Consider the following 21,565-nt stretch of genomic DNA (forward strand, 5'->3'; position numbering starts at 1 on the left):
GGGTTCCGGAGCCGCTGCCGCCGGTGGTCACATCGTCGTGCTGACCGCCTCGCCCGACCATGGCTGGACCGGCCAGGTCGGCGCGTTCGCCCAGGAGAAGGTTGACGAGATCAACGAGGCCGGCGCCTACACTGCTGAGCTCCAGACCGCTGGTGCCGCCTCCGACCAGATCGCCCAGGTCGAGGACATCCTCGCTGGCGACGCCCCCGCCGGCATCGTCATCCAGCCGCTGGACGACACCGTCCAGTCCGCTATCCAGCAGATCGCAGACGCCGAGATCCCCTACGTCGCCTTCGACCGCATCATCGAGGCTGTTCAGGACACCGCCGTTGCCAACGTCAAGGGCGATAACTCCGGCATCGGCGCCGGTTCTGCCGCCTACTTCGTCGAGAACGGCATGATGCCCGGCGACGCCGTCTACATCTATCAGGGCGATACCTCGTCCGTGACGACGCTTCGCGACAACGGCTTCACCGACTATCTCCTCGGCAACCTCGAGTTCGACGGTGCCACCGTGCCCGAGGACAAGAAGTGGACGCAGGAGCAGATCGACTCCGCCATCACCAAGTCCGGTGCCATGAACTGGAGCCGTTCCGACACCAAGGCCGCCTTCGAGACGCTGCTTGCCGATGAATCCAACGCTCAGATCAAGTGGTGGTACGCCGAGGACGACGAGCTCGCCATGGGCATCCTCGAGGCTTTGAACGGTGGCGGCATCTCCGACTCCACCAAGGAGGTCTTCTACGAGACCAAGCCGTTCATCACCGGCTGCGGCGGCCTGAACGAGTACTACGAGGTCATCCGCGGCAACTCCTACCAGGACATCACCGCGAACCTCGGTGGCGTCATGTCCACCACCTACTCGCCGTCCATGATCCAGACGGCTATTCAGGACATGGTCGACTATCTCGACGGCAAGGAAGTTCAGCAGGATCACGTCATTCCGTGCGAGAACGTCACCGCCGAGAACGTCGACGAGTACGTCGGCTTCGAATAACGAGCCTCGTCACGCCCGTCCGCTGCAGCACGCGGGCGGGCGTCCGCTCGTGACGCGCTGATCTAGGCTTGCGCGTCATGCGGGGCAGCGCTCCCGCGCAATATGGAGAGCGCTGCCCCTTCTGGTATGTGTTGGCCGAAGAGGTGCTGCTTTCGGCGAGCACATATGGGAAGAACGCATCGGACGGGGCGCTGCCCCGTTCGCCGTTTTAGAACACGACCGTACAATGAAAGGAGCGCTATGGATCTTCTTACCATGAGCGGTATCCGTAAGGCGTTCAGCGGCGTTCCCGTTTTGAACGGTGTCGACTTGCATGTGGGGCCGGGCGAGATCCATGCCCTGCTGGGTGAGAACGGCGCCGGCAAGTCTACGCTCATGAACATCCTCACCGGGTCGTATACCGCCGATGCCGGCACCGTCACCTTCGACGGCGCAGACATCACGGGCGCGTCGATCAAGGCTGTGGAGAAAGCGGGCATCGCCTTCGTCCACCAGGAACTCAACCTGTTCAACGACCTTCTGGCGTATGAGAACATCTTCTTGGGGCAGGAGGAGACGGGACCGGTCTTCTCGCTCAAGAAGAAGAGCATGATTGCCAAGGCGCGCGACCTCTTCGAGCGCCTAGGCGTGGACATCGAGCCCACCGCGCTCGTCGCCGATCTCAAGCAGAGCCAGAAGCAGCTTCTGGAGATCAGCCGCGCGCTCTTCTTCAACGCGAAGCTCCTCATCTTGGACGAGCCTACCACGGCGCTCAACACCGCCGAGGTCGAGCACCTGTTCCAGATCGTGCGCAGCCTGCGCGACCAGGGCACGTCCTTCATCTTCATCTCGCACAAGATGCCCGAGATTTTCGCGCTCTGCGATACCTACACGGTGCTCCGCAACGGCACGTTCGTGGGTCAGGGCAAGATCTGCGACACCACACCTCGTGAGGTAACGGGCATGATGGTGGGTGCCACCATCTCCGAACGCGGTGCGTACGAACCGCGCGAGACGGGTGAGACCGTGCTCTCGCTCGACCGCTTCACAGGGCCGGGGTTCGAGGACATCTCGATGGAGGTGTCGCGCGGGCAGGTTATCGGCCTCACGGGCCTCATGGGCTGCGGCAGCACAGAGCTCATGCAGTGCCTGTTCGGCATCGGGCGTCCTACGGGCGGTACCGCCACGGTGCTCGGTAAGAAGCTGCATGGTGGCTCGATTCATGAGGCCATGAAGGCGGGCATCGCCATGCTGCCTTCTGATCGCAAGGAGAACTCCGTTCTGCCCGATATGTCGCTCCTCGAGAACATGTACGTTTCCGAGCACGTGCTTTCGGGGAAGAGCCCCATCATCCACAAGGGTAAGGAGCAGGAGCGCTTCGAGCACTACCAGAAGCTTTTGAGCATCAAGGCGAATTCGAGTGACGATAGCGTGCTCTCGCTTTCCGGCGGCAACCAGCAGAAAGTGTTCATGGCGCGCTGGCTCAACACCGACGCCGAGCTCCTTCTGTTCGACAATCCCACGCAGGGCATCGATGTCGGTGCCAAGGCCGAGATCTACCACCTGATTCTCGACCTTGCCCGCGGGGGCAAGACCGTGATCATCAACACGCTCGAGATCCCCGAGCTTCGCGAGGTGGCCGACGTGTGCTACGTGCTCTACGAGGGGCGCATCGTGAAGCGGCTCGAACATGACGAGATCGACGAGCAGACGGTCATGCTGTACTCGACGAACTCCGTAAGCGATGATCCTGCGACCGAGATGAATGAGTGAGGTGCAACTACCGTGAATGAGAATGCTTCAACGAAACCGACGGGCTTGGCAAACGTGCTCGGTCTGGTGAAAAAGTACAGCTTCGTCCTCGTGTTTTTGGCGATTCTGCTGGTATACGTCATTGCGAACGGCGGCCTCACGCTGAACGCCGGCATGAACGTCCTGCGCCACAGCGCGGTGATCGGCACGATCGCTATCGGCATGGGCATCGTGTGCCTCACCGGCGAGATCGACCTTTCCGTAGGCTCGATGCTCGCGCTCGTGGCGGGCTTCTCCGTCGTGGTCTTCAACATGACCGGTTCCATCTTGCTCACGTTGGTCTTCGCCGTGGTATTCGGTGCGGTGTGCGGTTTGGTGAACGGCTTTCTGGTGGGCGTGGTGCAGATGCCCGCGTTCATCGTGACGCTCGCGACGATGCTCATCTATCGTTCGGTGGCGCAGTACGCCTGCCAGCTGCTGCCCGGCGAGCTTATTGGCAACGGCAGCTCCGTGTACCGTATGTCCAACGCGATCGCGTCGTACGATGCGCTGTACACGTTCGGCAACGCGCGCGTGGCAGGCGTGCCCATCGTGGGCATCGTGCTCATCGTCATGGTCGTGCTGTTCGTCTACATCTGCACGTCGACGAAGTTCGGCAAGAAGATCTACGCGGTGGGCTCGAACGCCAAGGCGGCGCACCTCGCGGGCATTAGCGTCCCGGTTATGAAGACGCTCGTCTTCACTATCGCGGGCGCGCTTGTGGGTCTCTCTGCGTTCCTGTGGATTGCCATGAACGCCTCCTGCGACCCAGCGACGACCGGTTCGAGTTATGAGATGTACGCCATCGCCTCGGTGGTGCTCGGCGGCATTTCCATGAGCGGCGGTCGCGGCCGCATGATCGGCGTGCTTTTTGGCGCGCTGTCCTATGACGTCATCGACAAGATCATCATCGCGCTCAAGATGGACGCGCTCATCCAGGACACCATCAAGGGCATCATCCTCATCATCGTGATCATGATCCAGGTGGCGGGGCCTCAGCTCAAGGAGTTCTTCGGACGTAAGGGCGGGAGTGCCTCGTAGGAGGTCTGCATAATACGATTAGGCAAGGCTGCGAACCTTCCTCCCAAGGAGGCTCCGTGCATGCGCGCGGGGCCGCCCTGCGTTTCCGGTCGCGACGGCCGGCGGCCGCGCGGGGGGCGGGCGACGGTGGGCGTCGCCTGGCAACGCGGGCAGCGCTCGGCAACGCAGGCGCCGCGGTTCGCTTATCGTGCAAAAAGCCAGAAAGCTTCAATAAGAGAAGTCGCGAAGGCTCTTATTGAGACTATCTATGTTTTTTGCTCAATAGGGGAACGTGGCGTGGCGGAAGGGGAGTGGCGGGACGGGAGAATATGGCGTGGCGGAGAGGCATCGTAGTGGGGCGTGTCAGAGCATTGCTCGCATCGTTCTCGCAACACACTTTGTAGTCAAGACTGAATATTTCTGCACAATCTTTTCCACTGGATGAATATCTTGTCCGTCAGCACCCGAATGCATGCACCGGAGGCGTAGAATACGCCAAGCCTATAAACCTTTAATTCGGTCCAGCGAGGCCGGGAAGGAGCGAACATGGCATCTTCAGCATGCGCCGGGACACAGAGTGTCGACGGTGCGCCCCTCGTTCAACGGATGCTTGCGAACACGAGTAAGCAGTCGGCGGTGCCCGCCCTGCTCATGCTCGCAGACGGCACGGTGTTCTATGGCCGAGCGTGCGGGGCGCGGGGTACCGCGACAGGCGAGGTGTGCTTCAACACGTCCGTCGAGGGGTACTTCGAGGTCTTCACCGATCCAAGCTACGCCGGCCAGATCGTTACCATGACCTACCCGCAGGTCGGCAACTACGGCATCGACCTCGCCGATACGCAGATGGCACCCGGCATGCCCACTGAACACCAGGGCAACCAGCAGCCGGCGCTGCGCGGATTGGTGGTGCACGACCTGTGCCGCACGCCGTCAAACTGGCGCTCCAGCATCGATGTATCCGAATATCTGGAAGAGCGCGGTATCATTGCCATCGAGGGCATCGACACGCGCGCGCTCGTACGGCACCTGCGCGATCACGGTGCCCAGAAGGGCATCATCTCGACCGAGATGCTCGACCGCGTCGAGCTTGCGGCGCTGCTCGATGCCGCGCCGGGTTTGGTGGGCGAAAACCTCGTCAAGACGGTGAGCTGCCATGAGGCCTACCGATATTACCCTGGTCGCGTGGCGAAAGACCATGCGTTCGCACAGGCAGATGCCGCTTTGGCGAAGCGCAGCGTAGTGGTATACGACTGCGGCGTGAAGCGCGGGATCCTCGAGGGGCTCGAGCGCGCCGGTTGCGAGCTTACAGTTGTGCCGTGGGACACGCCCGCCCGCGACGTCCTCGCTCTCCAGCCCGACGGCGTGTTCCTTTCGAACGGCCCGGGAGACCCGGATGCCGTGACCGAGACCTATGAACAGGTTCGAAAGCTCATGGGCAAGGTGCCCATGTTCGGCATCTGCCTGGGGCACCAGATGATCAGCCTTGCGGCGGGTGCTCGCATGGAGAAGCTGAAGTACGGCCATCGCGGCGGAAACCACCCCGTCATGAATCTCATCACGCGCCGTGTGGAGATTACCGCGCAAAACCATGGCTTCAACCTTGTGTTCCCCAGCTTGGGCACGCTCGTCCCGGAGCTTTCCGGCGGTGTGGCCGAGCATCCCGTGGGCCCGGATGGCACGTCGACCACGGGCGACCTGCGCTTCTGGGTGGAGCGCGGCGTGGCGCCGGTTGTGGAGAACGAGCGTTTCGGGCGCATTCGGCTCACGCACGTGAATCTGAACGACGGCACCGCCGAGGGCATCCAACTCCTCGACGCGCCGGTCTTCTCGGTGCAATACCACCCCGAAGCATCGCCCGGCCCCACGGACGCCCATTACCTTTTCACCGCGTTCGCGCACCTTATGGACGGCGACCCCGACTACCTGGACATCGACATCGCGCGCGACCGCCTCGCCGGTTGGCGCTTCGGCACCGCGTAGGCGGGCAGAACATGGGTTGGTTGGGGACGTGTTCCTTCCAACCCACCTAACCCATCGTGGAGAGCAACCGTTTCAAAAGGAGCGAACAGATGCCCAAACGTGAAGATATCAAGCGCATTCTTGTCATCGGGTCAGGCCCCATCGTGATTGGCCAGGCGTGCGAGTTCGATTACTCCGGCGCGCAGGCGTGCAAGGTGTTGAAGGAGGATGGTTACGAGGTCGTCCTGGTGAACTCCAACCCGGCGACGATCATGACCGATCCGGGTCTCGCGGACCGTACGTATGTGGAACCGGTCACGCCGGAATTCATCGAGTCCGTCATTGAGCGCGAGCGTCCCGACGCCCTGCTGCCCACACTCGGCGGCCAGACCGGCCTCAACGCGGCCGTGGAGCTCGCGAAGAAAGGCGTGCTCGAGCGCTATGGCGTCGAGATGATCGGCTGCGACCTCGCGGCTATCGAGCGCGGCGAGGACCGCAAGCTCTTCAACGAGGCTATGGCAGAGATTGGCCTCGAGGTCGCGCGCTCGGGGTATGCCTATTCCATCGAGGACGCGCTCGAAATCGCCGGGCGCGTAGGCTACCCGTGCGTGCTGCGCCCGAGCTACACCCTCGGCGGCGCGGGCGGCGGCATCGCCCACAGCGAACAGGAGCTTCGCGAGATCGTGCGCCAGGGCCTCGAGCTTTCCCCGGCGGGCGAGGTGCTCGTCGAGGAATCCATTGAAGGCTGGAAAGAATACGAGATGGAGGTCATGCGCGACCGCGCCGGCAACGGCATCATCGTGTGCTCCATCGAGAACCTCGACCCCATGGGTGTGCACACGGGCGACTCCATCACCGTGGCGCCCGCGCAGACGCTCTCCGACCTCGAGTACCAGCGGATGCGCGTGGCGTCGCTCGCCATTCTGGAGAAGATCGGCGTCGAGACGGGCGGCTCGAACGTGCAGTTCGCGGTAAACCCCAAAAACGGTCGCCTCATCGTCATCGAGATGAACCCGCGCGTGTCGCGTTCCTCGGCACTCGCCTCGAAAGCGACGGGCTTCCCCATCGCCAAGGCGGCGGCGCGTCTTGCCGTGGGCTACACGCTCGACGAGATCGTGAACGACATCACGCGCGTCACGCCTGCGTGCTTTGAGCCGGCGATTGACTACTGCGTGGTGAAGGTGCCGCGTTTCGCGTTCGAGAAGTTCAAGGGCGCCGACTCCACGCTCACCACGCGTATGAAGGCCGTAGGCGAGATCATGGCGATCGGTCGCACGTTCGAAGAGGCGTTCGGCAAGGCAGTGCGCTCGCTCGAGGACGGCCGCACGGGCCTGCTCACAGGCGGCGACGACCTTGCAGGGATGACCGATGCCGAGCTTGCCGAGAGCATCTCGACGCCCACCGAGGATCGCATCTTCTCGGTGGTTGAGGCTCTGCGCCGCGGTTGGGAGACGGCGCGCGTCCGCGAACTGTGCGGAATCGACCCGTGGTTCATCGAGCGCATCCGCGACATGGTCGGCGTGCGCATGTGTATCGAGGGGCTGCGCGTCGAGGACATCGATGCGGACGCCATGCGGCTCTTGAAGCAGTACGGCGCGAGCGATGCCGAGATCGCCCAGCACACCGGCAGTGACGAGCGCTTCGTGCGGGCATACCGCCACGGTCTGGGCGTGCTGCCCTGCATGAAGACGGTCGACACCTGCGCCGCGGAGTTCGCGAGCACCACGGAGTACCACTACAAGACCTATGAGGGGCTCGTGCGCGCGGCTGGCGGCAAAAAGGCATCCGCACCGAACGAGGTCACACCCACCACGAAGCCCAAGGTGATGATCTTGGGCGCCGGTCCCAACCGCATCGGCCAGGGCATCGAGTTCGACTACTGCTGCGTGCATGCGAGCTACGCACTCGAGGGGCGCGGGTTCGAGACCATCATGGTGAACTGCAACCCCGAGACGGTCTCGACGGACTACGATACGAGTGACCGCCTGTACTTCGAGCCGCTTACCTACGAGGATGTCATGGACATCGTGGATGTTGAGCAGCCGGACGGCGTGGTGGTCACGCTCGGCGGACAGACGCCGCTCAAGCTCGCCCGTGCGCTCGCAGACGCCGGCGTGCGCATCTTGGGCACGCAGCCCGATGCGATCGACCTGGCCGAAGACCGCGAGCGCTTCAGCGCTGTCCTCGACGATTTGGGGATTCTCTACCCGGCGGCGGGTGAGGCGCGCAGCTTCGAGGAGGCGTGTCGCGTGGCGGCGCGGATTGGGTTCCCGCTGCTCGTGCGTCCGAGCTACGTGCTCGGCGGCCGCGGCATGATGATCGCCTACGACGAGGAGCACCTGCGCACCTATATGGCGGAAGCGGTGCGCATCTCACCCGATTACCCGGTCTACCTCGATCGTTTCCTGGAAGGCGCCATCGAGTGCGACGTCGATGCGCTCTGTGACGGCGACGAAGTCTACATCGGCGGCATCCTGGAGCACATCGAGGAGGCGGGCATTCACTCGGGCGATTCGGCAACGTGCATCCCGCCGTTCTCCTTCTCCGAGGCGCTCGTGCAGAAGCTGCGCGACACGACGGCGCGCATCGCGCTCGCGCTCGGCGTGCGCGGCCTCGTGAACGTGCAGTACGCCATTCAGGGCGACACCGTCTACGTGATTGAGGCGAATCCGCGCGCAAGCCGCACCGTCCCCTTCATCTCGAAGGCGACGGGCGTGCCGCTCGCGAAGTGCGCGGCGTGCATCATGGCGGGCGAGCGCATCGCGGACCTCGGCTTGCCAGCAGACGACCGCGAGCTCGACTGGTTCTGCATGAAGGAAGCCGTCATGCCCTGGGGTCGCTTCCCGGGCGCAGACGTGGTGCTGGGGCCGGAGATGAAGTCAACGGGCGAGGTCATGGGCATCGCGAAGAGCTACCCGGAGGCCTACGCGAAGACGCAGCTCGCCATTAGCTACGAGCTGCCCACGCCGGAGTCTGGCAAGGTGTTCATCTCCGTGAACGACCGCGACAAGCGCAACATCCTCTCGCTCGCTCGTATCCTGCGCTACCTGGGCTTCGAGATCTGCTCCACCGAGGGCACGGCGCGCGTGCTTGCCGGCGGCAACGTGACGTGCGAGGTCGTGCGGAAGTTCAGCGAGCCGCATCCGAACATCGGCGACATGATCGCGGGCGGGGAGATTGCATTCATGATCAACACGCCATTCGGCCAGGAGGCGCGTGGCGACGGCTACCGACTGCGTACCGAGGCGGTTCGCCGCGGTGTGACCTGCATCACAGCGCTCTCGGCAGCCAACGCCTTCGTGGCGGCGGTGGAAGCGCTTGAGGCTGCGCGCCGCGACCAGACCGGCGGCCTCGAGGTCATCGCGCTCCAGGATCTTCCTCAGTACGAGGTGTAACGCTATTCCAGGGGTTTTAAGCGCTGCAACCGTCGCCTTACCGCCCCTCGAAGAGGTCGATAAGTTCCTGCTGGCTGTGGATGCCGAGCTTAGCGTAGATGTGACGGGTGTGCGTCTTCACGGTGTTTCGCGAGATGACGAGTCGCTCTTGGATGTATGTGCCGTTTCTGCCGCGTGCGAGCATGGTGGCGATCTCCTGCTCGCGCGCGGTGAGGTCGTAGTCCCGTGCGAGCATGGTGATGAGGCTCACTTCGTCGGACGCTTCGGCTTCATCGCTCACGTCCCCCTCATCGCTGGTGCCCGCGCTGGTGCCCGCGCCCGCTCCGTCGTCGTCCGAGCTGGCTGCGTGTACGGGATGCTCGGCCACCCTAGGCCTGCGTGCAGGGGCAATCTCCTGGAAAAAGCGTGTGAAGCTGAAGTTCCGAAGCGCCACAAACACATACACGATGATGACGAGCGCGATCGTTGCCGTTACGAGCTCCATGGCTTCACCTGGCGCGATGCGCTCGAGCGGCGTTACGAAACCATGCACCGACGCGCCGATAGCGGAACCGCACGAGGAAAGCGCGGAACCCGTCGCGGCGAAGATGATGGCGCCAGAGGGGTTGCGCGCACCCATGCACGCAAGGACGGAGAGCATGAAGGCATAAAACGACTGGGAACCAATGGTGAGCAGGCAAAACGAGAGGTCGCCGGCGGCATTGCCCGCAGGCAGAAAGAGGAAGCCGGCGAGCACGGTGAGGGAGCACCACGCAAAGAGGGTGTCTTCGGTGAAGGCGCGGCTGTACTTGCCCGCTTCGGCGGGGAGCGTGGTTCCCACGTGCTCATGGGCCTCGGCTCGCCCGCCCCTCGGCTCGTCATCCCCTGGGAAGAGCCTCGTCACCCCCGCAAGGCCAACGAGCAGCACGCCGATGAGGGCGTAGTGCACGGGCAGAAGCTGGCCGCGCTGGAGGCTCGTCACAAAGCCGAAGGTCGACTCGAAGAGGAAGATGCAGCCGTACATATGACTGATGAGCGGCACGAACGAGAACGGGTTGGTGACTTCAAGCGCATGGGCGCTCGGTTGCTCGCGAATCTCTTGCAGCGTGCTGCGGGCGCCCAGGGTGCCTAGCGCAAGAAGCATGAGCTGGCAGATGACGAGTGACGCCAGCGGCACGGCGAGCGCGATGGGGCGCAACGCGATCATAGCCAGATAGGAGAGGCCGACGCCTGCACACGCGCAGCCAATGAGCAGGCGTTCGTCCCCAGCTTGCGAAAGCGCGATGATACCGACCACCGTTGCCCACGTACGTGCGGCGTTCAGGAGGAGGTCGGCCGTGAGGTACCATGCGACCCCTGCATCGCCCGGGGTCTGCGGCAAACCAGATAACCAAAGCGCCGTGCCCAGCGCTAAGAGCGCGACCGAAACCAAGCTCGCAGCGGGATACGCGATGAAGCGCGGACGCCGCTGCGCGAGGAAGGCGAGTGGGATGAACAGCAAGCCGGAAATAAAGATGGAGATCGTGAGCGGTTGGTTGGGAATCGAGAGAAGCAGGCTGTCGTTTCGAAGCATCGTAGAGAGGGAGATGAGCCCCACGCATGCTGTCGCGACGGCGGCGTGCGGAAACTTCACGTTGGCCGTGCCGGTTGCGCCGCTTTCTGCCGTGGTGCTTTTCACGCTCATGCAAGCCCTCCTCTCTGCCGCCTGCGGTCTAACCCATGCCGCCCGCCCTCACACCCAGGGGGTGATTTTGCAGGTCAAGGCCATTAAATCTTATGTGCGCGACAGAAATGCCGTGCGCAAAGCATACCATGGTCACAGCCGGCGCGACGAGCTTTCTTGGCGCTCCGCGTAGCGAAAGAGGAGTCGCTATGCGGGGTGGCATACCGCGCTTACGGTTCGGGTGTCGGCTTAGTGCAAAACAACCCCGGGGGTTTTGGATGGGGTTTGAACGTTTGACGAGTAGATGGGAGCATGCATGCAGCAAATCATCGAAGAGGCCAAGGCGCTCCAAGAGCGCATCGTCGAGGATCGTCGGTGGCTTCACCAGCATCCGGAACTCGGGTTCGAGCTGCCCGAAACCGTCGCCTACGTGCGCGGCAGGCTCGAGGACATGGGCTATGAGGTTACGGAACCCTGCGAGGGCGGCTTGCTCACGCAGATCGGCGATCCCGTTGCGGGTTCCTGCGTGCTTCTGCGCGCCGACATGGATGCGCTGCCGGTAGTGGAGGAGACGGGACTCGCCTTCGCCTCCACGAACGGCAACATGCACGCGTGCGGTCATGACACCCACACCGCCATGCTGCTGGGCGCGGCGCAGATCCTGAAGAACCACGAGTCTGAGCTCAAGGGTTGCGTCAAGCTGCTGTTCCAGCCCGACGAAGAGGGCTGCGCGCCGGTGGACACCACGGGTGGCGACGAGGTGCTTGCGGCCGGCGTGCTCGAGGATCCCAAGGTCGATGCCGTCGCATCGCTCCACATCATGACGCCGGACTTCGCCTCTGGTGCCGTGGTGACGCGTCCGGGCACTATCTTCTCGTCCATCGACGACATCGACATCCAGATTCAAGGCCGCGGCGCCCATGGCTCCACGCCGAACATGGGCATCGACCCCATCAATATCGCCTGCCATATCTATCAGGGCGTTCAGAATTACATCGCCCGTGAGCTCGATCCCACGCAGGTGTGCGTGGCCACGTTCGGCAAGATCGAGGCCGGCCGCGCCGCGAACGTGATCCCCGATACCGCGCACATGCTCGGCACGCTGCGCACGCAGTCCGCCGAGGTGCGCAGCCGCTTCAAGGAGCGCGTGACGGCTATGTGCGAGGACATCGCCCGCGCCTTCGGCGGCACCGCGACCGTTCAGTTCCTGCGCGGCGTGCCCAACACCTACAACGACCCCGCGCTCACCGAGGAACTCGTGGGGTACGCGACCGAGCTTTTCGGCCAGGACATGGTACAGGAGATGGAGAAGCCCTTCCCCGGTACGGACGACCTCGCCGTGCTCTCGCAAGCCTGCCCCACCACGTACTTCGTGCTCGGCGCGCCGGTCGAGGGCACCACGGACTGCGGTATGCATCATCCCGGCGTGCAGTTCGACGAGGGCGTGTTCTGGCGCGGTACGGCGCTTTTGGCGAATAGTGCCCTCGAGTATCTGAACGCCCGCGCTTCGTAGCTCGAGCGCACTATGCAGTGAATAGCCAGGTAGAAGGAAAGGACTCCCATGGCAGAGGCAACTAAGAAGAAAAAGAAGCGGGGCATGCCCAATTCGTTCACGATTCTCTTCATCTGCCTCATCGCGGTCGCCGCGGTGACGTGGATCGTGAGCATGTTCTCGCCCGATGTTACGCCCGCTACCCTTGCCGACATCACGACAGCGCCCTTCCTGGGCTTCTCGAGCGCGCTTCAGGTCTGCGTGTTCGTTATGGTGCTGGGCGGTTTTCTCGCCATCGTGAACAAGACGGGCGCGCTCGATGCCGGCATCGCGGTGCTCGTGCGCAAGCTCGGCGACCGCGATACGCTGCTCATCCCCGTGATGATGATCCTGTTTGGCATCTGCGGCTCGACATACGGCATGATGGAGGAGACGGTTCCGTTCTACATCCTCCTCGCTTCCGTGACGTTCGCGATGGGTTTCGACACCATGGTGGGCTCGCTCATCGTGCTGCTGGGCGCCGGCCTTGGATGCCTGGGCTCTACGGTGAACCCGTTCTCGGTGGGCGTGGCGACGGCCGCCCTCACCGACATGGGCATCGCGGTGAACCAGGGTCTCGTTATCGCGCTCGGTTTCGTGCTTTTCATCGTGAGCGAGCTCATGGGCATCATCTTCGTCATGCGCTACGCCAAGAAGGTCAAGGCGGATCGTTCGAATTCGATCATGCCGCCCGAGCAGCTCGCTGCGGCAGAGGCCGAATATGGCGAGAAGGACGGCGCGATGAGCGAAGGTGAGCCCAAGGTGACTGGCACGCAGAAGGCGGTGCTCGCGCTCTTCGCCCTCTCCTTCGTGGTGATGATCGTTTCCTTTGTGCCGTGGGAGAGCTTCGGCGTGAACATCTTTGCCCTGGGTGGCACGGCCGACGACCCCTCCACCGCATGGAGCGCCATCCTCACCGGATTGCCGCTTGGCCAGTGGTACTTCACCGAGGTGGGTGTCTGGTTCTTCCTCATGGCGATTGTGATTGGCATCATCGCCAAGATGGACGATAACGAGCTTGTCGGTACGTTTATCGGCGGTGCGGCCGACATGGTTTCCACCGCGCTCGTCATCGCCGTGGCGCGCGGTATCTCGGTGCTCATGGCTGCAACCGGCCTCGACCTGTGGGTGCTCAACACCGCGGCGGCTGCTCTCGAGGGCGTCTCGGCCGCGATCTTCGCTCCCGCGAGCTATGCGCTCTACTACGTGCTTTCGTTCCTCATCCCGTCGAGCTCCGGCATGGCGACGATGTCCATGCCCATCATGGGTCCCTTGGCCGACAACCTGGGCTTCTCCGTCGAGGCCATGATCATGATCTACGTGGCGGCGCACGGCGTGGTGGTGCTCTTTGCCCCCACCAACGGCGTTATCATCGCTGGTCTCGAGCTCGCGAAGACGAGTTACGCCACGTTCATGAAGCTCTGCGCGAAGTTCTTCGTGGTGCTCACGATCGTCATCGGCGTGGTTCTTACCGCGATGATGCTCCTGCTGTAGAGCGGGGATGTTCTGACCCAAAAAGGGACAGGTGCATTTTGGGACATGGGGGCAGGGGCTGTGCGGCTCCTGCCCCTTTTGCGTGGATGTCAAAAAGCCCCTGGGGTTATTTTGCATTCCGACGGCGCATGTGGCAGACAAACCTAAGAATTGCTTACCTGCGTATTTGTTTTACTGCCGGCGGGATATACTTCCACCGTACTCATAAAACAGCAGTACATCGTATTCTTTACTGTGAGCAGCTGGATTCGACAGGATCGTGAGGCGAAGGAGGCGCTGGGCTTTGGCGCGTGGCGTACGATACGATGACGATGTGCGTCGCCGGGCGGCCGAACTCTTCGAGGCGGGAGCAGGACATCGCCTTGTGGCAGCGGCGCTCGAAATTCCCGACGCCACCGCGCGTCAATGGTCGCGGGCGTTCTCGGCGGGAGGGGCGGAAGCGGTCCTTGGCGGGGGCAGCCGCCGTATGACCTACGACCTAGAGACAAAGCTCGACGCCGTGCGCGACCACCTCGACCGCGGTAAGTCGATCCGCGAGGTCATGGTGAAATACCACATCGCCAGCGAGTCCTCGATCAAGCTGTGGTGTAGAGCGTACCGACGCGAGGGAGCCGAGGGGCTCGAGCCGAAGCGACGCGGTCGCCCACCGAAGGGCGAGGCGGACACACGCGCGTGAGGTGAACCTGAACTTCATATGATACTCATTTAATAGCATAACTCTCACCAGCGCAACGTGGTACCATGAGCTGCAGTTATGGGAGAACGTGGCGACCTGCATCTGGCTCCGCCGCACCCAAGCACGAGAAAGGATACACATGCTCAACGCGATTGAGATCTCTCCGAAGGTTTGGTGGGTCGGTGGCCTCGACTGGAACGAGCGCCAGTTCCACGGTTACACCACCGAGCGCGGTATCACCTACAACGCCTATCTCATCTTGGACGAGACCGTGACGCTCATCGATACGGCGAAGTCGACGTTCACCGACGAGTTCGTTCAGCGCATCTCGCAGGTTATCGATCCCGCGAAGATCGAGCTTGTCGTGACGAACCACGTGGAGATGGACCATTCCGGTAGCCTGCCTGCAATCCACCGCCTCGCGCCGAATGCCCGCATCGTGGCGAGCGCGCCCGCCGGTGTGAACGAGATTCGCGCGCATTACGGCATCGAGGTCGAGGGCGTGAAGACCGGTGACTCCATCTGCATCGGCGAGCGCACGCTCCACTTCGTGCAGACCCCCATGGTGCACTGGCCGGACAACATGGTCACCTGGTGCCCGGAGGACGGTATCCTCTTCTCGAACGACGCCTTCGGCCAGCACCTCGCCACCACGAAGCGCTTCGATGACGAGAACGACCTCTGCGAGATCTTCAAACAGGCCAAGAAGTACTACGCGAACATCGTGTGGCCCTATGGTGCCCAGGTCCAGAAGGCCATGGCGGCGCTCGGCGGCCTCGACATTCGCCTCATCGCTCCCTCGCACGGCGTGATCTGGCGGAGCCACATTCCAGAGATCCTCGAGAAGTACCAGGCGTGGAGCACATACCAGACCGAGGAGAAGGCCGTCGTGGTGTTCGACTCCATGTGGCACTCCACCGAGAAGATGGCGCGCGAGATCTGCGACGCGTTCATTAAGGAGGGCGTGACGGCGCAGCTCATCGACGTGAAGACCACGCATATCTCCGATATCATGCTCTACCTATGCGACGCTCGCTATGTGGCGTGCGGATCGCCCACGCTCAACTCGAACATGATGCCCACCATGGCGAGCTTCCTCACCTACCTGCGCGGCCTTTCGCCCAAGAACGACCAGCGCATCGGCATCGCCTTCGGTTCCTACGGCTGGGCGCCGCTCGGCCCCAAGCAGGTCTACGCCGAGATGGAGAACATGAAGTTCAACATGGCGTGCCCGGTCGTGGCGCAGCAGTGGATCCCGAGCGAGGAGAACCTCGCCGAGCTGCAGGCTACCGTGGCGAAGATCATCGAGGATGCTCGCGCGTAACCTTTCGTACCAGCACGGGTGATGCAGAACGACCGTTGCAGGCGGCCTCTTGGCTCCTGCAACGGTCTTTTTTTCGAAATGAGGCTGCGGCAGGCGATCCCGTGCTGGTGTGGTACCGGGAACAATCCAGATGGGATGGCCGTTCACAGCCGATTATCGACCGTACACCGTGTGATTTCGCTACAATAGGTAAAAGTTTGGAGTTGTGTGGAGACGCCCCGAGCTACAACTTGATCACCTCGATTGAGGAGGAGACGCATGGGTCTTATTGCGGCACTCGTCTTCATACCGCTCGCTGTGGCGGTATTGCTTATGCTGTTCCGCACCGATTGCGTACGCGACGTCATCGTGGTGGGGTCCGCCGCGATTATCGCCGTGGTGAGCGTCGCGACGGCGGTGGCATATCTGGGCAAGCCGACGAGCTTCGCATTCACGCCGGAGCTTTCGCTTGCGGGGAATTACGTTGCCGTTGCGGTCGACCTCTTCCTCTGCGGCTTCGTGTTCGTGCAGGCGATTCGCTGCCGCAACCGCACCATGCTCGCGCTCTCTGCCGTCCAGCTTGCGGTGTCGATCTGGTGCGGGTCGTTCGCCCTGCATCCTGAAGACGCGAGTGCGGCGCCCATGTATATCGACACCCTCTCGGTCATCATGGTGCTCATCGTGGGCCTCGTGGGCAGCGCGATCTGCATCTACGCCCTCGGCTACATGAAGGACTTCCAGCATCATGAGGACGAGGCGGCAGAAAAGCGCGGCGAGCAGACGCAAGATCGCCGTCATCAGTTCATCGCCCTCATGTTCCTCTTTCTTTCTGCGATGTTCATCATCGTGACCGCGGACAACCTCGACTGGCTCGTCGCGGGCTGGGAGATCACCACCGTCTGCTCGTACCTCATGATCGGCTTCACGCGCACGGCGGACGCCAAGCGCAGCGCCACGCTCCAGATCAACCTCAACATGGTGGGCGGCCTGGCGTTTCACGTGGCGCTGGTGATGCTGCACATCGCGGGCGTGCCGCTTGCGATCAACAGCCTCGCCGATATCGCAGCAGGGCCGCAGGCGCCGCTGCTCATCATGCCGCTGCTCATGCTTTCCATCGCCGGCCTCACCAAGGCGGCTCAGATGCCGTTTCACAAGTGGCTGCTCGGCGCCATGGTCGCGCCGACACCCACGAGTGCGCTGCTGCATTCCTCGACTATGGTCAAGGCCGGCGTGTTCCTGCTCGTGAAACTCGCCCCGCTCTACATGGTCTACCCGGCGGCATCCATCATGGTCGTCATGGTGGGCGGCGTGACGTTTGTGCTCTGCAGCTTCCTCGCCATTAGTCAGAGCAACGCCAAGCGCGTGCTTGCCTATTCCACGATCGCGAACCTCGGCCTCATCTCAGCTTGTGCGGGCGTGGGCACCGCCGAGGCGGTCTGGGCGGCCGTGTTCCTCATCATCTTCCACACCGTTTCCAAGTCGATTCTTTTCCTGTGTGTCGGTACGGTCGAGCATCGCATTGGAAGCCGCAACATCGAGGACATGGACGGGCTCTTCGCACGCCTGCCGCACCTCACGCGCTTCATGATGCTTGGCATCCTCGGTATGTTCGTGGCGCCGTTCGGCATGCTCATCTCCAAGTGGGCGACGCTCGTGTCGTTCGCCGAGACGGGTAACGTGATCTTCCTCATCTTGCTCGCGTTCGGTTCAGCGGCGACGTTCTTCTTCTGGGCGAAGTGGCTCGGCAAGCTCGCCGGTGTGCCGCAGCGGGCTGAAAACGTCGAGGGCGCCGTTCATAAGAGCGAGTGGTTCGCCATCGGGTTCATCGCCGTGCTGCTTCTGGGTTGTTGCCTGGGGCTCCCGGTAATCTCCACGCAGGTTGTAAGCCCCTATCTCGAGTACGTGTTCCAGAGCAGCCCGCAGTTCATCGGCGTCGATAACATGGTCATCATGGTCGTTATCGTGGCCTTCATCGCCATCGTGCTGCTCACCCCTTGGGGGCGCGCGACCAAGAAGCGCCGCGTCGAGGTCTACCTGGGCGGTACTTGCACCGACCCCGATAGCCGCCGCTTCCATGGCGCCATGGGTCGCACCATGACGTCTACGAAGCGCAACTGGTACATGGAAGACGTCTTCCCCGAGGAGCTCCTCACGAACATCGGCCTCGTCGTGACGACGGCCATCCAGCTCATGGCGTTCGCTGCCACCTTCATCTTCGATGCCGACTTCCTCTCGGCAAGCTCGTTCTACATCGAGCGCACCGTGCTCCTCGTGGGGCCGGAGCTGCCGGGTCTTCTGCTAGGCGTCGTCGTGTTCGCCGTGTGCGCACCAGTCTTGGGCTGCTTGCTCGACGGCCTCGACCGCAAGGTGAGCGCCCATATGCAGGGGCGCGTCGGCCCCAAGCTGCTGCAGCCCTATTACGACGTGCGCAAGCTGCTGGGCAAGGAGGATGCGAGCGTCAATGCCGTCGACGAGGCATACGTGACGTGCGCACTCATCTTCTGCATGCTCGCGGGCGGCATGTTCGTCTCGGGCTCAAACCTGCTCATGTGCATCTTCCTCGTGACGCTTGCCACGCTCTTCATCATCATCTCGGCGTACTCTGCGCGCAGCCCCTTTGCCGACACCGGCGCGGACCGCGAGTGCTTGCAGGTCATGAGCTACGAGCCCATGCTTCTCATCATGTCCGTGGGCTTCTTCACCGCTACGCAGTCTTTCGACGTGGCGCAGCTCTGGAACCTCGACATGCCGATCATCGTGTCGCTCGTGCCGATCTTCTGCGGCCTCTTGTTCATCCTTACGATCAAGCTGCGCAAGAGCCCGTTCGACCTTTCCTACAGCCACCATGCGCACCAGGAGCTCGTCAAGGGCATCACGACCGAGATGAGCGGCCGTACGCTCGCTAAGGTCGAGATCATGCACTGGTGCGAGAGCGTGCTCTTCCTCATGTGGGTGGGCATGTTCTTCGTGTGGAACAATCCCGCATCGATCGCGCTCGCCGTGGCCGTCGTTGCTGTGACCTGGTTCTTCGAGGTCTTCATCGACAACAATTTCGCCCGCATGAAGTGGCAGAGCTGCCTTAAGTACGCATGGATCGTCGCGCTCGTCGTGGGCGTCGTGAACCTGTTCTACGTGCTCATCACCCCGTTCATCTAGGAAGTGAGTGTCATGGGTTATTCTTCGAAATCGCCGTGGCTCATCCACTACGATGGGTCGAGCTGCAACGGCTGCGACATCGAGGTTCTCGATTCGCTCATGCCGCTCTACGACATCGAGCGCTTCGGCATCATCAACACCGGCAATCCCAAGCACGCCGACATCTTCCTCGTTACGGGCGCGGTGAACCACCAGAACATGAACGTGGTGAGGCACATCTATGACCAGATGCTCGAACCGAAGGTCGTCGTTGCGTGCGGTATCTGTGCCTGCACGGGCGGCGTGTTCCGCGATGCGTACAACGTGATCGGCGGCGTGGACAAGGCGATCCCGGTGGATGTGTACGCACCGGGCTGCGCGGTGCGTCCCGAAACCATCATCGATGCCGTGCTCAAGGCCGTCGAGATCCTCGACGAGAAGGCGGCCAAGCTCGCACAGGAAAAGAAGTAGGAGGGCGCGGATGTATACGACCGAATTCGTTGATATCCCCTTGAGCGAGCTGCTCACGCGCGTGCAGACGCTCAAGCACCAGGGGTTCCGCTTCATCCAGCTGTGCGCCGAGACCACGGCAGCTGGCATCGACCTGCTCTACACGTTCTACGATGAGACTTGTGATAACGCGCTCAACCTTTGCGTTTATGGAATCGACCACGACTCCGAGGTGCCGTCGATCCAAGGGCTGTACTTTGCGGCGTTCAGCTACGAGAACGAAACGCACGATCTCTACGGCGTGAACTTCATCAACATGCAGCTCAATTTCGGCGGGAACTTCTTCAACGTCGCGTGCGACGAGCCCATGACCATCATCACACCCGAGATGAAGGCCGAGCGCGAGAAGCTCGCCAAGCAGCAGGCAGCTGCCGCGGCGAAGGCGCGCAAGGCGGCAGAGGAAGCGCAAGCGGCCGAGGCCGATGGCGCGGCTGGCGAGAAGCATGCGGCTGTTGAGGCGGGCAAGAGCGCTGGCGCCGTGGCCGACAAAGCCGACCCGGCAGCCGCCTCTGCTCCTGTTGCGGGGGCGTCCGACGAGGATCGCGCCGCCAAGATGGAGGCGAAGCTTGCCGCGATGGATCCCGAGAAGGCAGCGAAGGTTCGCGCGGCGCTCGCCGCCAAGGCAGCCAAGGCCGCAGCGAAGGATGGTGAGTAAGCATGGCAACCCGTTCGGTTCTTCCCTTCGGCCCGCAGCACCCGGTACTGCCCGAGCCGATCCATCTGGATCTTGTCGTGCAGGATGAACACGTCATCGAGGCGATTCCGCAGATCGGCTTCGTGCACCGCGGTCTCGAGAAGCTTGTCGAGAAGCGCGACTTCAACCAGTTCGTCTATGTGGCGGAGCGCACGTGCGGCATCTGCAGCGCCGGGCATGGCTGGGGCTATGTGAGCGCTACCGAAAAGCTCATGGGACTCGAGATGCCTCGCCGCGTCGAGTACCTACGCACGATCATCGAGGAGCTTTCGCGCATCCACTCGCATCTGCTGTGGTTGGGCCTGCTTGCCGACGCCTTCGGTTTCGAGTCGCTCTTCAACCACTGCTGGCGTCTGCGCGAGACCATCCTCGATATCTTCCAGCGCACCTGCGGCGGTCGCATCATCCTCTCGATCATGATCGTGGGCGGTATGGCGCACGATATCGAAGACTCCGAGCTACGCGCCATCTGCGAGAAGCTCGATTCGCTTAAGCGCGACTACAACGAGATCGTCAATACCATGCTGAACGACGCCTCGGTGAAGGACCGCCTATGCGGCGTAGGCTACATTAGCTTCGAGGACGCGCTCGAGCTTTCGATGGTCGGCCCCTTCGCGAAGGGTTCCGGCGTGGAACACGACATGCGCACCACCGGCTACAGCGCTTATGGCGACCTGGAGCATTTCGAGCCCATCATCTCGAACGAGTGCGACTGCTATGCGCGCTGCAAGGTGCGCTGCGCCGAGATTCCGCAGGCCATCGACATCATCAAGGAACTCGTCGCGAAGATTCCGAACGACGGCATCGGCGGAAAGCCGAAGGCGAAGGTCGTACCCGAGGGTCAGAGCCACGTGCTCATCGAGCAGCCGCGCGGCGAGGCGTTCTACTACGTGCGCGGCAACGGTACGAAGTACCTCGACCGCTTCCGCCTGCGCACCCCAACGTCGCAGAACCTCGGCGGTTTGGTGCGCGCGCTGCAGGGCGTCGACCTCGCCGACGTGCCGATGATTATCCTTACCATCGACCCGTGCATCAGCTGCACGGAAAGGTAGGCGGGAATGGGAACTTTCAAGCTGGGGAAGATGACGCTCCGCTCGCTTATGCACAAGCCGGTGACGGTGCGCTACCCGTATGAGAAGCGCGACTTCGAGAAGCTCTTCCCGCAGATGCGCGGCCATGTGGTAAACGATATCGACGCGTGCATCCTGTGCGGCATGTGCCAGCGCGTGTGCCCGGTGGGCGCGATCACCGTCGACCGCAAGGCCGGCGACTGGACGATTAACCCCTATAGCTGCATCCAATGTGCAAGCTGCACGCATGAGTGTCCGAAGAACTGCCTGTCTATGGGCTTATGGCCAACCGAGCCCACGACGGAGATTTCTTCGATTACCCTGCACAAGGACATGCCTGCGAAGCCGGCGAAGGCAGCGGGTGCTGCC

15 protein-coding genes are annotated in these 21,565 nt (G+C 62.5%); 14 read left to right on the top strand and 1 reads right to left on the bottom strand.

The window, feature by feature from the left end; genetic code table 11:
• The 5 genes from QZ079_RS02505 to carB all read left to right on the top strand — a co-directional run.
• On the top strand, window positions 1-997 hold a 997-nt coding region (locus QZ079_RS02505), incomplete at its 5' end, for a substrate-binding domain-containing protein (RefSeq protein ID WP_297034681.1).
• 240 nt (window positions 998-1,237) lie between these two features.
• A complete protein-coding gene (locus QZ079_RS02510; RefSeq protein ID WP_297034685.1) occupies window positions 1,238-2,749 on the top strand; it encodes a sugar ABC transporter ATP-binding protein in 1,512 nt (503 codons plus the stop codon).
• A 12-nt stretch (window positions 2,750-2,761) separates the two neighbouring features.
• Window positions 2,762-3,808, top strand: coding sequence for an ABC transporter permease (locus tag QZ079_RS02515; protein WP_297034688.1), 1,047 nt, complete (start codon window positions 2,762-2,764; stop codon window positions 3,806-3,808).
• Window positions 3,809-4,333: 525 nt separating this feature from the next.
• Window positions 4,334-5,767: a glutamine-hydrolyzing carbamoyl-phosphate synthase small subunit gene (carA, locus tag QZ079_RS02520; protein ID WP_297034691.1), complete on the top strand. Its 1,434-nt coding sequence runs from the start codon at window positions 4,334-4,336 to the stop codon at window positions 5,765-5,767.
• A gap of 89 nt (window positions 5,768-5,856) precedes the next feature.
• Window positions 5,857-9,141, top strand: coding sequence for a carbamoyl-phosphate synthase large subunit (carB, locus tag QZ079_RS02525; RefSeq protein WP_297034694.1), 3,285 nt, complete (start codon window positions 5,857-5,859; stop codon window positions 9,139-9,141).
• Window positions 9,142-9,178: 37 nt separating this feature from the next.
• On the opposite strand, the gene QZ079_RS02530 is transcribed toward carB, so the two are convergent.
• Window positions 9,179-10,804 (bottom strand): helix-turn-helix transcriptional regulator, encoded by a 1,626-nt coding sequence (locus tag QZ079_RS02530; RefSeq protein ID WP_297034698.1) that lies wholly within the window; start codon window positions 10,802-10,804, stop codon window positions 9,179-9,181.
• Between the two features lie 295 nt (window positions 10,805-11,099).
• Here QZ079_RS02530 and QZ079_RS02535 point away from each other — a divergent pair, with 295 nt between their 5' ends.
• The 9 genes from QZ079_RS02535 to QZ079_RS02575 all read left to right on the top strand — a co-directional run.
• On the top strand, window positions 11,100-12,296 hold the full coding sequence (locus QZ079_RS02535; RefSeq protein WP_297034701.1) for a M20 family metallopeptidase: 1,197 nt from the start codon (window positions 11,100-11,102) through the stop codon (window positions 12,294-12,296).
• Window positions 12,297-12,344: 48 nt separating this feature from the next.
• The gene (locus tag QZ079_RS02540) at window positions 12,345-13,808 is read left to right on the top strand and encodes a YfcC family protein (RefSeq protein WP_297034703.1); all 1,464 of its coding nucleotides are present in this window, start codon (window positions 12,345-12,347) and stop codon (window positions 13,806-13,808) included.
• A gap of 283 nt (window positions 13,809-14,091) precedes the next feature.
• On the top strand, window positions 14,092-14,484 hold the full coding sequence (locus QZ079_RS02545; RefSeq protein WP_297034706.1) for a helix-turn-helix domain-containing protein: 393 nt from the start codon (window positions 14,092-14,094) through the stop codon (window positions 14,482-14,484).
• A 139-nt stretch (window positions 14,485-14,623) separates the two neighbouring features.
• The gene (locus QZ079_RS02550; protein WP_297034709.1) at window positions 14,624-15,808 is read left to right on the top strand and encodes an FprA family A-type flavoprotein; all 1,185 of its coding nucleotides are present in this window, start codon (window positions 14,624-14,626) and stop codon (window positions 15,806-15,808) included.
• A 258-nt stretch (window positions 15,809-16,066) separates the two neighbouring features.
• Window positions 16,067-18,943 carry a proton-conducting transporter membrane subunit gene (locus tag QZ079_RS02555; RefSeq protein ID WP_297034711.1) on the top strand — a complete coding sequence of 959 codons (2,877 nt, stop codon included), beginning with the start codon at window positions 16,067-16,069 and terminating at the stop codon, window positions 18,941-18,943.
• A 12-nt stretch (window positions 18,944-18,955) separates the two neighbouring features.
• Window positions 18,956-19,393 carry an NADH-quinone oxidoreductase subunit B family protein gene (gene nuoB, locus QZ079_RS02560; protein ID WP_291288085.1) on the top strand — a complete coding sequence of 146 codons (438 nt, stop codon included), beginning with the start codon at window positions 18,956-18,958 and terminating at the stop codon, window positions 19,391-19,393.
• 10 nt (window positions 19,394-19,403) lie between these two features.
• A complete protein-coding gene (locus tag QZ079_RS02565) occupies window positions 19,404-20,087 on the top strand; it encodes an NADH-quinone oxidoreductase subunit C (protein ID WP_297034716.1) in 684 nt (227 codons plus the stop codon).
• A 2-nt stretch (window positions 20,088-20,089) separates the two neighbouring features.
• The gene (locus tag QZ079_RS02570) at window positions 20,090-21,178 is read left to right on the top strand and encodes a nickel-dependent hydrogenase large subunit (RefSeq protein WP_291288083.1); all 1,089 of its coding nucleotides are present in this window, start codon (window positions 20,090-20,092) and stop codon (window positions 21,176-21,178) included.
• 6 nt (window positions 21,179-21,184) lie between these two features.
• Window positions 21,185-21,565, top strand: a 381-nt coding sequence (locus QZ079_RS02575; RefSeq protein ID WP_297034722.1) for a 4Fe-4S binding protein, incomplete at its 3' end; no start/stop codon positions are given.

It is taken from the genome of uncultured Enorma sp. (assembly GCA_905210055.1).
GTDB lineage: Bacteria > Actinomycetota > Coriobacteriia > Coriobacteriales > Coriobacteriaceae > Enorma.